This window comes from Cedecea sp. Ae19-4 (genome assembly GCF_059801165.1).
Window position 1 is genome coordinate 20,844 of the sequence record NZ_JBCHWG010000006.1, and the last position, 11,340, is coordinate 32,183.

Consider the following 11,340-nt stretch of genomic DNA (forward strand, 5'->3'; position numbering starts at 1 on the left):
GTGTGCCGCCACTTTTCAGGTTAATCAGTTACCCATTCCCAGCGCAGACGTAATGCGGTCAGGGTAGATATTCTTGCCGTCTTTCTTGTAGATGAAGTTCAGCAGATCAAACTCAAACAGCGGCTTGTCGTCGATAGTGAGCTTGTAATAGGTGTTCTTCATCGTATAGCTCACGGAGGTGTCTTCTCCCTGCTTGCTTTCGCCGCCGTCCATTTCGGTGATGCGGCCGCGTAGTTCAACCTCAACCAGCAGGCTTTCGCCATCGGTGTAATACTCACCAGCGAAGCGGAAACGGGTCTCGTCGATATCGCCGCAGTAGTTCAGCAAAAGCGACTGAACCAGACCGCCAACCACCATCGTGGTGTCCAGTGCGCCACTGTACAGACCGAGATCTACCGCAGCAGAGCCAATCATCCCCCCGCCCTGAAAATCTTCAGTTTTACGGGTCAGCTTTGGCAGCGTCACGGAAGAGACTTTGCCAATGCAGTTGCTGCCGTTCACAAAGCAGGTGAACAGGCGCAGTTTGTGAGGAACCGCCATTTATGCACCTCCCAGCGAAGAGAACGCCGATTCAAAGTATTCGTCGGTGAAGGTCTGATAGAGCGTCAGATCTTCCATTGGTGGAACCGGCGTATATTTATAGCGAATGCGCACCTGACCCTGGCGAAGACCCGTTGTCGGGTTATCCAGGATATCAAACCAGCATTCAGCGCCGATTAGCCGTCCCTGCGTCACCAGTGAATTGAGTTTGCCGCTGATGCCGCTAACCACGTCCTTAACGTTGGCCGGGGTCAGCGGTTCGTCCACTGATTCGAATTGCGCCTCAGCGATACTGTCAGCCAGAATCTGTGCCGTACGGGTATAAACCTCAAAGATATAATCTTTGGTGTCTGTAACGCGGTTGCCCCAGAACCGGAAACCGTTACGCTTGATGAGCGTCGTGACCTCCTTGTTGTTGAGTTCGTTCGCGTCGCTGTCTTCGGCCTGAAGCGACCAGAAAACATCCTGAGAAATACCCAGCACGTTGCTTACCGACACATTGGAAAGCGATTTGTGCCAGCCCTGATTGTTGTCAATCAGCGCGCGAAGTCCGCAGGCATAGGCCGGGGCCGGGAAGGTTTCGTTTTCTCCTGTCAGCGGGTTGTAGGCGATGAAGTCAGGCCAGATAAGCATTAGCTCGCGATAGGCGAAGGTTGCACGATATGCGGTGGCTTCAGCCATCGTTTTGCATCCATAGCAACTGGCGTAGACGAATGCGCGCAGGTTCTGTGCAATGACGCACAGCGCGGAGGTCACTTCTTCCGTGTCGTAGCCCGGCACGGCCAGAATGCGCGGACGATAACCCACCTTCTGTTCGGCAGTCAGAAACGCGTACATGCCGGTATAGCTACCGTCTTCTGCTGTGCCCCCCATAATGAGCTGCGACTGCGTTTTAGCACCTTCCTCTTCCGTGGCTGTGGCCACGCGCACAACGATAACCTTCGGGCTGGTCTGGTCAGCGATGGCTTTAAGAGTTTTGTACAGGGAGCCGGTTTTACCCGCCTTACCCAGCACGTTGTTAACCCGCGTCAGTAACACGGGGGTATTCAGGGGAAAGGTTTCCGCGTCGGCATCATCCGCCACGGCAACTACCCCAATGACACTGGATTCAATGTCATTGATGGCCGTTACCAGGTCGGTATTCTCCCGGACGCGTACACCGTGGAAACGTGTCTCTGACATGTTAGCCACCATTACGTTATTGAGTTCCCAGTGATAATCCCCCATGTTTGACCGCCACTCACGCTATTGCGGGTCTGGCCGGACGGCGACAACAAAAACCGATTTGGTCTCTCCCGCGCGCGTGGGATCCTTCGCCGGAAGAAGGGGGAAAGCATGGCACTTACAGACCTGACCAAATCACTTAACGACGCCGCAAGCAGTTATAACGATTCACTTACCGAGGCGGTAAAAAGTCCGGGATTCAGCATTACGATGGGCGGCAAGGTACTGACGCAGCTTGATGATCGGATTATGTCGTTATCACTGACGGACAACAGGGGCTTTGATGCCGATCAGCTGTCAATATCCATTGATGATACTGACGGCATGGTTGCACTACCGCCGCGCGGGGCTGAGCTTGCCGTATCAATTGGCTGGCTGGGTGAACCGCTGATTTACAAGGGGCTGTACACGGTTGACGAGGTTTCCCACGAAGGCCCGGCAGATACCATTGGCGTTACTGCCCGCAGCGCTGATTTTCGTGAAGAGTTCAACGTAAAGCGCGAAGTCTCATGGCATGACGTGACCGTTGAGCGCGTTGTGTCGGCAATTGCGCACCGCTACGGACTGAAGGCGCAGATCAGTGAAATGCTCATGGATATTGAGATTGATCACGCCGACCAGACGCAGGAAAGCGATATGTCATTCCTTACCCGCATGGCGGAAATGTTGGGCGCAATTGCTACCGTCAAGAACGGCAGTCTGCTGTTTATCCTGCCGGGTGGTGGTGTAACCGCTGACGGGAAGGCATTACCCTCTGCCAGCATTGACCGCACGAGTGGCGACCGGCACAGATTCCGTATTGCCGATCGGGATGCGTATACCGGCGTCAGGGCTTACTGGCTGGATCTCAATTTTGGCAAAAAGAAAAAGGTCAGTGTTAAGCGGCGTAAACCTGCAAAGCCCAAAAAAGAGAAGAGCAGCAGCCGTGAGGGTGATTACATGGAGGGCGCAGACGGTAACGTCTATGTGCTGCGCAAGACTTACCAGAATGAAGAGGCGGCGAAACGTGCGGCGGCAGCAAAGTGGCAACAGCTTCAGCGTGGCGCAGCAGAGTTTTCGATCACCCTGGCGCGTGGCCGCGCTGAGCTTTACCCGGAAATGCACGTTACGGTTAGCGGTTTTAAGGATGAAATAGACAATCAGGACTGGATTATTGCGCGTGCTGAGCACGTCATAGACGACAGCGGTTTTACCACCCGGCTGGAGCTGGAAGCAAAAATACCTGACTGGATAGCGGAAACTGAATAAAATGAAATGGAGTTCAACTCCCACAGGGGAGCCATCATTATGTTCAGATGTCCATTTTGCGGCGCTATGGCCCGCACCCGTACCAGCCGTAAAATTACTGATATGACAATTCGGCAATATCACCAGTGTCAGAATCTGGAGTGTAGCCGGTCATTCACCACGCTTAACAGCGTGGAAAGGGAAGTAACAAAACGTGCAGGTACAGCGCCGTTACCGCCTGATTTCATCCCGCGCGATGCTTTCCCCGCATCTCACTATGGCAGAGACCAGCTAAACCTAGCCCTTTAAATAGTGGCAGCAGAATACCAGTTATCACCCGCCGTCACCGCATTTCACCATTAGTAAATGCCTTGTAAGTCATAACGTTATGATTTATAAGGCTCATTGATAGTTTTTAAAATCCCTCGGCTTATGGCTGTGCGGGTTCAAGTCCCGCTCCGGGTACCATGGGAATAAAAAGAATAAAATCAATGATAAGCAGTGTCGTGTAAACCACCTTCGGGTGGTTTTTTATTGCCTGCGATCTGGGGCAGTGGCAGCAAAATGGCAGCAGGGTGGCAGCGCTGCCTTTTGGCTGACTATCTATTTCGTCTCTTCACGGTTATCAAACGGATTAAGTGCTATTGCTGCATCAAGGTGATTTGGTGCGAAATGCGCATACCGCATGGTCATCATGATAGTGCTATGACCAAGTATCTGCTGTAGCACCAGAATATTGCCACCACGCATCATAAAATGGCTTGCAAAGGTATGCCGCAGGACGTGGGTACGCTGACCTTTAGGCAACTCAATGCTGGCTCTGCTAAGTGCAGATTTGAAGGCTTCATAAGCGGGGGAGAACAGCACTCCACGTTTCTTCGGCAGCAACTCTTGTAGTTGGGCAGATATTGGCACTGTGCGGTTCTTTTTGCTTTTGGTTTGAGTGAATGTCAGACGGCCTGGCAATATTTGAGATTGCTTCAAGTCCTGGGCTTCACTCCAGCGTGCACCAGTCGCCAGGCAAATTCTAACGACGATACCGAGATCTTTATTGGCAGACTCGTCGCAAGCTGCAATCAGGCGGTCAATCTCTTCCTCGTAGAGGAAAGCCAGCTCCTGATCACCCTCTTTGAACTGCCTGATCCCTGAAAGTGGGTTATCACCTTCCCATTCCCCTAAGCGTTTCATTTCCGCAAAGACCGCGTGCAGATAAGATTGCTCGCGGTTTACCGTCGCCTCGCTAAGTTTCTTTTTTCCCTTCTGATTCCATTCACCGCTTAAGCGCCTCTCCCTGTAAACAGCAAACGTGTTTTTATCAAAGTGGGCAGCGAGCGGATCCCCTAAGCGCTCACAGATGGCGAGTAACTTTACTTTGCGTTCTTCGCCAGAGGTCAGCGTTTTACCGTGCATTTCAAACCAACGGCCAACGAATGCGGAGAGTGTTACCGCATTATCGTTAACCGTCTGGCCTGAAGCATTATTCATGGTACGGCGCTCAAATGAGAGCGCCTCACCTTTGGTGGTAAACTGCTTACGTATGCGCTTCCCATCACGGCCGTACGGGAAGCACTGGCAAAGCCATTTGCCAGAGGGTAACTTGCGAACAGTCACTTTTGGATCCGATTAAAGAATTTTGATATGCCAATACCACCCTGATCGTCATACAGGAATTGCTTAAAGATAGGTGAGAAGAGGCAGACTTGATGCCTGTCAAACAAATCATCAAATGATTTAGCATTTGTTAGTTTGCGCAAATCGCTTAGCGCCTGCTCTCTAGTTTTTGTAATTGTATATGTTGGAGATTTGAGGGGCTTTCCGTTTTTGACTCCATTACTTATGCTGCTCTCTTTCGCAGAGGAGGTGACAGTTATCTTGTCAATGTCACTGAATGCGAATACGCGGTAAGTATTGGATATCAGAGCCTTCTTAACTAAATGATCTTTTACTTCAGATAAATCACCGCCAAACACCTCTGCGTACACATGAATCTTCAGTGGTTTTCGGCTAATGACTTTAAGGGTTCCATCTTCTTCCGTGTAATCACCAAACAGCAAATGAAACTCAGATTGATCTTTTATCTTGACCGGCCCATTTAAGCAGCTAAGTTCCGGTTCTACACTTTCCCTCTTTAACAGTTCTTCAGCTGACGAGGAAAAGGAAGTTACTACTAAAAGGCTTAAGCAAAGTAGCGTCTTGTATTTCATAAAGTTAATCCTTGTTGTAATCATTCCGATAGCTTTTACTCATCGCTAACTTTTGCACTAGGCTTTGATTGCGCAAACGCATCACCAACCGCCTGTATGTTTAAGCGCGCCGCGTCATCCATCGCGCGGTAGTTTTCAAGTAATTTTTTCTCTTCTTCACTTCTGGGCCTGATCTCGCCATTGGCAGCGTTCTGTTGGCCTGTGAGTACATACTGAACGTTGCCACCATTCAAAGCTAAGGCGAGCAGAATCTCACCACCAGGCACGGCAACACCTCGCTCATATTTCCCCCACATTTCTCGCGAAACACCGCAAAGCTCAGCAATAGCAGCTTGGCTTAACCCTAATTTTTTTCGCTCAGATTTCAATCTATTAGCGCAATGAGAATCAAAGTTCATATAACACCGTTTGACAATGAGAATTATTGTTCTCATAATGCTTTTCACAGACATTTAGCAGATCACAATATACCACTATGACACAAGACGAGAACATTCAAAGGTCACGACTTCCGAAGGGGTTATCTTCTGGCAATCCTATCCCTATGCGGCTGACCACCGAAGAACGCGCGTTATTGGAGGCGTTGGCCGCCAAAGAATGTCGTTCGATCTCCAGCATGGCGCGCATGATTTATTTGCGTGGCATGGAAGCGGTAAACGCAAACTGATCGAGGTGTTTCTATGGAAAACATCACAATCAATTTAAACGTAATGGCTCCTTACCTTTCACTTAAGGAGTACGCCAAGGTTACTGGGATCCCATTTGAGACATGCCGGGACATGGTAAAGGACGGGCGTATCATTATTCGACCTAAGAAGCTTTCAGGGGAAAAGGTTGAAGTAAATATGGTCGCCATGCTCAAGGATGCGATCGCTAATAGCTGAAGGATTTGCGAATGAAAAAATGCTATTCACAAAATGGATCGTATGCCGGAAGTATTCCGGGGCTAATTAATGTATACAAAAACGTTTATTTGTATTTGGGATTTACCATTAACGTTTCGCCGCGAGCATTCGGGCGGCGTTCTTACTACATATATAAGAGCGCTGAGGGTAGCCGAGATTATTTCGGTAGAGGTTTTTCTATGAATGAAGCATGTGAAGAAATTAGCAGGATGAAACGAGAAGAGAACCATGCAAACTGAAATGATTATCGGTCTTTTATTTTTCGTGGTGTTTATTCTGAGCTTGCTTCAATTCCTAATTCGTAAACATTGCGAGAAAGTGAAATTGCGTAGAAGTAAAGCCCAAGAAGAATTTATATGCCGCCGCGCAGAAGTTGAGCGCAAAGCACGTAGGCAACTTTAGCAGGTACACGATATGAACGATAACGCCCCATCACTTGCCAGCCTGTTAAAGCACGGTTGCCAGGTCACGCACTACCGTAATACACGCGGCTGGATTGAATGCCCGGACGGGCGTTTCTTTAAACCGGAACCGAATAAGGTGCGTTTTATTAAAGGTATGAGTAAGCCTTTTGTTTATACGAAGAAGATAAACAAAGGCTTATTTAGTGCCTTAGCGAGACTATTCAAAAAGCTGCTTTAGTCATTAAGTAACAGATAAAATTTTTTCTGCCTGTCGTCACTTTATTAAGTGATGGCGCATTTGCTCACCAAGAATACGCGAGAAAGCAAACTGAAAATCACGGAGATAAAAATGAAAGAAGAATACGAAGCTAAAATAAATAAGATACTTCATGTCTACCATCTGAGTAATCAGGATGGGTCTCCATCAGGTGGTTACTCCATTACTATGTTACGTCATAGCCTTCACCACTTGTGCGGCGTGGCAATATGCTCTGATGATGCAGATATTGAAACCATTGCCGAAATTAGGACGTTTATTGCGCGAATAAGTCAGGGGGATGTACCACAGCATTATGCTCACCACGGCATTAATCAATTTTCGCCAACGGATGGAAATAAGACTCTGTGTATAAAAAGTCCGTTAGTAGTAAGTATTGAACTGACCCCTGAAAACATTAAAAGCCTCCGTAATGCTATCGGAGGCCAGAACACATAATTAAAACACCCAGACACCACCAGTGTGAGGATATTTCTCATAAGCAGTCTTATGAATCTTATTCGCCAGATCGCGAATAGTTTCCGAGACACCATTGTTATTAGCTGGTCTGGCGTCTATGGATTCCAGGGCTTCAATGGCGGAACTCAGGAGTTCAATAATTTTTTCATCTTCCAACTTTTTATTTCCTTTTGTTGGTGGGTAGTTATGCCGCTCGCTTCTTGCTGGAAGGCGGCATAACGAAATTACCACAAAACCATGCGCCGGGCATGGCTAAAACCCGGCACTTAACCGAGGCATTACTTGCGAGTAGTGCGCCTGATAAGTAGTAGCGATGGGGGATAGGATTATGAATATCGGACAAGAAAAACCAGTATCCGGGCGTCAGATGTTCCTTGAGCAATGCGCCCGCTTGCAGTCGAGCATTTCAGTTTCCCGCACCAATGACACGGCGAGCCGTTTCAACCGTCTGGGCGAGACTCAGAAAAAGGTGATCATTCTGCTGGCAAACGAAGCCGCGCAGCGGTTTAAAGATCTGCCGTCGCTGACTCATTCCCATCTAACCATGCCTTTCGAACAGTTCAGCTCTCAGGACAAAGTGAGCCTGATGTTGGGCATTAAGCGCCTTGCTGAGCTGGCTGCGGCGTTGCCGTGGGAGCTTCCCGATCATGCTGCGCCGCGCCTTGAAATTCAGGCGTTACGCGAATCACCACCACCGCGCCGGATGGCGCAGTCAATTAACCACTGAATGATTAACCAGTAGTCAGGCGCATCACCGCGCCGGGCTTCCTGCACCCAGGAGAAAGCAAGATGAAGCACGTAATGATTGATATTGAAGCCATGGATAACAAGCCAACTGCGGCGATTGCGTCTATTGCTGCGGCAATCTTTGACCCTATGTCAGGTGGAGTTTCCGCCTCAATGTACCGGCGCATTGCTATTGAAAGCAGTGAGGCATTTGGTGGAACGCTGGGTGCTGAAACTATCAAATGGTGGTTTAAGCAGTCGGGAGAAGTGCGAGCGGAAGTAATCAAAGAAGGGGCTTACTCCCTCCCTGTAGCTCTTAGCGAATTAAATATGTTTATCCTGGAATATTGTGATCTGGCGAGCGTGAAAGTTTGGGCGCGCGGTACTGATTACGATATGCCGATTATCTACAACGCAATGCGCGCTGTAGATTTGAAACCGGTCTGGAATTTCTGGAATGTCCGCGACGTTAGAACGGTTGAAGAGGTTGCGCTTACTGTCTGTGGGTATGCCTCAAATCGGCTTGTTGACTCTGAAAAACATAACGCTGCCGCTGATGTGTGGAATCAGATCGCCCAGCTCTCAGACAATCTAAAAAGCCTCGCAGCCAAAGGCGCTATGGGGGCGGCATTTTGATCCGTTCCCTCCTCAAATGGCCCGGTGGCAAAAGCCGCGTGATGCCTGAATTACTGCCGCATTTACCAAAGGCTGGTTGCCTCGTTGAGCCTTTTGTTGGCGGCGCTTCCGTGTTCCTCAATACCGATTATCGCCGCTATATCCTTGCGGATATCAATCCAGATCTGATCCGCCTTTATCGTGAGGTAAAAAGCAATCCTGAGTTGGTGATTGATCTTGCCCGCCCGCTCTTTGCTACCGGCAATTCCAAAGAGGAATATTTACAGAACCGCCGCATTTTCAACGGTACAAAAGGTTTGCTTGATGTGGCCCGCGCTGCCCTGTTTCTGTACCTCAACCGCCACGGTTACAACGGCGTGGTGCGTTACAACCAGAGCGGCGGTTATAACGTGCCGTTTGGTCAGCACAAAACCGCGCCTTACTTCCCGGAAGCGGAGATCCGCCAGTTTGCTGAGAAGGCCAACGACACCAAAGCTATTTTCCTGTGCAGCTCGTTTCAAAACACCCTCAAAGTGATGGTTGGAACAGATGAAGCCATCTACTGCGATCCGCCGTACCTGCCTGCCAGCGAAACCGCCAATTTCACCCAATACCACACCGAACCATTCACCGAAAAGCACCACCGCCAGTTAGCGGCGGAGCTGCTGGAGGTTAACCGCAAATATGGTGCGCCGGTTGTCATTTCCAACAGCGACACCGAAACCACCCGCGAGATTTACCACCGCTTCCGCCTGCATGAAATCGACGTGCAGCGCTCTGTAAGCACTGACGCCAGCAACCGCCAGAAGGCCAAAGAGGTGATCGGCACTTTGGGCATCGTTGAGGGACGTGGAGATGAATCCGATAGCGATGTGCTCCCTGGCTATTGGGAATCAGAAGAGAACCCGATTCCACTGTGAGAAGCCTTTTATGACTGCCTATTACAACGAAATCGATCCCTTTGCTGCGCAATGGCTGCGCAATCTGATTGACGCCGGGCATATCGCCCCTGGCGTCGTTGACTCCCGTTCTATTGAGGAAGTAACGCCAAATGACCTTAAAGGATTCAAGCAATGCCATTTCTTCGCAGGGATCGGCGTCTGGTCTTACGCCTTGCGCCGTGCAGGATGGCCCGATGATCGCCCCGTCTGGACAGGCTCATGCCCCTGCCAGCCTTTCAGTGTCTGCGGATCAAAAAAAGGAAAAAGCGATAAGCGCCACCTCTTCCCGGCATGGTTTCGTCTTATATCGGAGTGCCAGCCTAACGTTATCTTTGGCGAACAGGTTGCGAGCAAAGACGGCCTTGATTGGCTCGACGATGTACAAGCTAAGTTGGAAAACGCGGCTTACGCCTTTGCAGGTTTCGATCTCTGCGCTGCGGGCTTCGGTGCTCCGCACATCCGCCAGCGCCTCTTCTGGGTGGCCGACGCCGACAGCCAATTCATGGAAACACCCATCGAATGCGGGGAGACAGGGAGGATTGAATTTGCAAACGGCAGTTGTATTAGCTGGGTGGCCGACGCCAACAGCAACGGACGGGAAGGGTGGTTATCTGGGTGGCAGGATTCGCAACGGGAAGCTGTCAACGGATCGGTTGGATGTGACAGCGCAACTAACAGGTTGGCCCACACCAACAACGATAGACAACAATCAGGTTGCAGGGATGGGGGCGGCTGCAAACCACCCATCGAGGGGTACAACTCTGGGTGGTGCGGCACGGCTAACATCTCCAATGCGGTTGGCGGCTTCTGGGCAGGTTCTGACTGGATTTTCTGCCGAGATGGAAAGTGGAGGCCAGTTAAACCCGGACTTAAGCCGCTGGTTGATGGGGTTGCCGGACGAGTGGGCCAGTTGCGCGCCTACGGTAACGCCATCGTTGCGCCGGTCGCGGAAGCCTTCATAGCTGCATATCTGGATAGTGCTCAATGACCACCGCAGTAAGTGGGCATTGCTCACCTTCGGAATCTCCGGCTTTTCCGGGTAGCGCTGTAGACGCCGCCCGGAAATCATCATGCTTTGTTATTCGGCGTGTAGTGAATAAAAAAAAGGTTGGGCAGTCGTGGCTAATCGGCGTTGAGCTGGTCGGAAAAGCAGGCGCTGCACCAACTTATTTAGTGCGCTATTCAGAACGCGAAGCCAATGCAGTAAGGGCAGGGGATAAAGTCACTTTTGACTACCAAAACGCGGTTGATAGCTGCGAATGGAGTAAACCCCATCCCGCTATATTTGTTGATAAATCTCCTTCTGTTGATCTATTTGAATTGGGTCAAGAGAAGGAGTTTTTAGATTGGGTTAAAAAAGTCCTTTCCCCGCTGCCGCGCTTTATTCGTCTGCGCCTTTCATCCCGCATTGACAGCATTCACACCATGAAGGGCAGGCACATTGCCCGCCTGACGCTGCGCGATATCATCCGCAGGGATGTGCCGCCAATCAATATGGTGAATGAGCAGTACGCCATTACTATTAACGATGAGGCTAAATCACAGGGCGATACTGCATTCAGTGAGTTAAACCCGATTTACCACACTTTTAATACTTTGCACGGATTGGTTGAGCGTTTTAACCGGCTACCGGACTTTACGCCGGAAGATGTTGAGCTGCTGGCGCAGGATGTTGCGATCTATATGCGGTCTGTGCTGAGTGAAGTTCACGAAACGGTTGAGATGTTGAGTGATCGGCAGTATGCAAAGTGCCTTTACGATGAAGCTGCGAGCCTTGCGCGCCTTTTCTGTCTGACGCCGCCAAGAATAAGACCCGCG

At 50.1% G+C, this 11,340-nt stretch carries 14 protein-coding genes and 2 pseudogenes; 10 read left to right on the plus strand and 6 right to left on the minus strand.

The window, feature by feature from the left end:
- Window positions 1-24: 24 nt before the first annotated feature.
- On the minus strand, window positions 25-540 hold the full coding sequence (locus AAIE02_RS23165) for a phage major tail tube protein (protein WP_498533371.1): 516 nt from the start codon (window positions 538-540) through the stop codon (window positions 25-27).
- Complete coding sequence (locus AAIE02_RS23170; RefSeq protein ID WP_498533372.1) at window positions 541-1,722, minus strand: phage tail sheath subtilisin-like domain-containing protein; 1,182 nt, start codon at window positions 1,720-1,722, stop codon at window positions 541-543.
- A 153-nt stretch (window positions 1,723-1,875) separates the two neighbouring features.
- On the opposite strand from AAIE02_RS23170, the gene AAIE02_RS23175 reads away from it, so the two are divergent.
- The gene (locus AAIE02_RS23175) at window positions 1,876-3,012 is read left to right on the plus strand and encodes a phage late control D family protein (RefSeq protein ID WP_498533373.1); all 1,137 of its coding nucleotides are present in this window, start codon (window positions 1,876-1,878) and stop codon (window positions 3,010-3,012) included.
- 39 nt (window positions 3,013-3,051) lie between these two features.
- Window positions 3,052-3,300, plus strand: coding sequence for an ogr/Delta-like zinc finger family protein (locus AAIE02_RS23180; RefSeq protein WP_064767481.1), 249 nt, complete (start codon window positions 3,052-3,054; stop codon window positions 3,298-3,300).
- A 294-nt stretch (window positions 3,301-3,594) separates the two neighbouring features.
- Here the strand turns inward: AAIE02_RS23180 and AAIE02_RS23185 are convergent, their stop codons facing one another.
- The 3 genes from AAIE02_RS23185 to AAIE02_RS23195 are packed head-to-tail and all read right to left on the minus strand — an operon-like array spanning window position 3,595 to window position 5,593.
- A complete protein-coding gene (locus AAIE02_RS23185; RefSeq protein ID WP_498533374.1) occupies window positions 3,595-4,602 on the minus strand; it encodes a phage integrase in 1,008 nt (335 codons plus the stop codon).
- Window positions 4,599-5,195 (minus strand): hypothetical protein, encoded by a 597-nt coding sequence (locus AAIE02_RS23190; RefSeq protein WP_498533375.1) that lies wholly within the window; start codon window positions 5,193-5,195, stop codon window positions 4,599-4,601. Before AAIE02_RS23190 ends, AAIE02_RS23185 begins: the two co-directional genes overlap by 4 nt.
- A 35-nt stretch (window positions 5,196-5,230) precedes the next feature.
- Window positions 5,231-5,593 (minus strand): helix-turn-helix domain-containing protein, encoded by a 363-nt coding sequence (locus AAIE02_RS23195; protein WP_498533376.1) that lies wholly within the window; start codon window positions 5,591-5,593, stop codon window positions 5,231-5,233.
- Window positions 5,594-5,875: 282 nt separating this feature from the next.
- On the opposite strand from AAIE02_RS23195, the gene AAIE02_RS23200 reads away from it, so the two are divergent.
- The 3 genes from AAIE02_RS23200 (at window position 5,876) to AAIE02_RS23210 (ending at window position 7,219) form a co-directional block, all read left to right on the plus strand.
- Window positions 5,876-6,079 carry a DNA-binding protein gene (locus AAIE02_RS23200; protein ID WP_498533377.1) on the plus strand — a complete coding sequence of 68 codons (204 nt, stop codon included), beginning with the start codon at window positions 5,876-5,878 and terminating at the stop codon, window positions 6,077-6,079.
- Window positions 6,080-6,514: 435 nt separating this feature from the next.
- Window positions 6,515-6,742, plus strand: coding sequence for a phage filamentation protein Fil family protein (locus tag AAIE02_RS23205; protein ID WP_006117874.1), 228 nt, complete (start codon window positions 6,515-6,517; stop codon window positions 6,740-6,742).
- 111 nt (window positions 6,743-6,853) lie between these two features.
- Window positions 6,854-7,219 (plus strand): hypothetical protein, encoded by a 366-nt coding sequence (locus AAIE02_RS23210; protein ID WP_498533378.1) that lies wholly within the window; start codon window positions 6,854-6,856, stop codon window positions 7,217-7,219.
- On the opposite strand, the gene AAIE02_RS23215 is transcribed toward AAIE02_RS23210, so the two are convergent.
- Complete coding sequence (locus AAIE02_RS23215) at window positions 7,220-7,396, minus strand: hypothetical protein (RefSeq protein ID WP_006117875.1); 177 nt, start codon at window positions 7,394-7,396, stop codon at window positions 7,220-7,222.
- Window positions 7,397-7,607: 211 nt separating this feature from the next.
- Here AAIE02_RS23215 and AAIE02_RS23220 point away from each other — a divergent pair.
- The 5 genes and pseudogenes from AAIE02_RS23220 to AAIE02_RS23240 form a co-directional block, all read left to right on the plus strand.
- Window positions 7,608-7,960, plus strand: a pseudogene (locus tag AAIE02_RS23220) (hypothetical protein).
- Window positions 7,961-8,029: 69 nt separating this feature from the next.
- Window positions 8,030-8,602 carry a 3'-5' exonuclease gene (locus tag AAIE02_RS23225; RefSeq protein ID WP_498533379.1) on the plus strand — a complete coding sequence of 191 codons (573 nt, stop codon included), beginning with the start codon at window positions 8,030-8,032 and terminating at the stop codon, window positions 8,600-8,602.
- Window positions 8,599-9,501 (plus strand): DNA adenine methylase, encoded by a 903-nt coding sequence (locus AAIE02_RS23230; RefSeq protein WP_498533380.1) that lies wholly within the window; start codon window positions 8,599-8,601, stop codon window positions 9,499-9,501. Before AAIE02_RS23225 ends, AAIE02_RS23230 begins: the two co-directional genes overlap by 4 nt.
- Before the next feature lie 10 nt (window positions 9,502-9,511).
- Window positions 9,512-10,510 carry a DNA cytosine methyltransferase gene (locus AAIE02_RS23235; protein ID WP_498533381.1) on the plus strand — a complete coding sequence of 333 codons (999 nt, stop codon included), beginning with the start codon at window positions 9,512-9,514 and terminating at the stop codon, window positions 10,508-10,510.
- Window positions 10,507-11,340: pseudogene (locus tag AAIE02_RS23240) on the plus strand (hypothetical protein); the annotation flags it as partial. The gene AAIE02_RS23235 and the pseudogene AAIE02_RS23240, both read left to right, overlap by 4 nt.

Coding starts and splice junctions, on each gene's coding strand:
- AAIE02_RS23165 (WP_498533371.1), bottom strand. CDS start 540: ATGGCGGTTCCTCACAAACTGCGCCTGTTCACCTGCTTTGTGAACGGC.
- AAIE02_RS23205 (WP_006117874.1), top strand. CDS start 6,515: ATGAACGATAACGCCCCATCACTTGCCAGCCTGTTAAAGCACGGTTGC.
- AAIE02_RS23180 (WP_064767481.1), top strand. CDS start 3,052: ATGTTCAGATGTCCATTTTGCGGCGCTATGGCCCGCACCCGTACCAGC.
- AAIE02_RS23225 (WP_498533379.1), top strand. CDS start 8,030: ATGAAGCACGTAATGATTGATATTGAAGCCATGGATAACAAGCCAACT.
- AAIE02_RS23195 (WP_498533376.1), bottom strand. CDS start 5,593: ATGAACTTTGATTCTCATTGCGCTAATAGATTGAAATCTGAGCGAAAA.
- AAIE02_RS23210 (WP_498533378.1), top strand. CDS start 6,854: ATGAAAGAAGAATACGAAGCTAAAATAAATAAGATACTTCATGTCTAC.
- AAIE02_RS23200 (WP_498533377.1), top strand. CDS start 5,876: ATGGAAAACATCACAATCAATTTAAACGTAATGGCTCCTTACCTTTCA.
- AAIE02_RS23235 (WP_498533381.1), top strand. CDS start 9,512: ATGACTGCCTATTACAACGAAATCGATCCCTTTGCTGCGCAATGGCTG.
- AAIE02_RS23190 (WP_498533375.1), bottom strand. CDS start 5,195: ATGAAATACAAGACGCTACTTTGCTTAAGCCTTTTAGTAGTAACTTCC.
- AAIE02_RS23170 (WP_498533372.1), bottom strand. CDS start 1,722: ATGTCAGAGACACGTTTCCACGGTGTACGCGTCCGGGAGAATACCGAC.
- AAIE02_RS23175 (WP_498533373.1), top strand. CDS start 1,876: ATGGCACTTACAGACCTGACCAAATCACTTAACGACGCCGCAAGCAGT.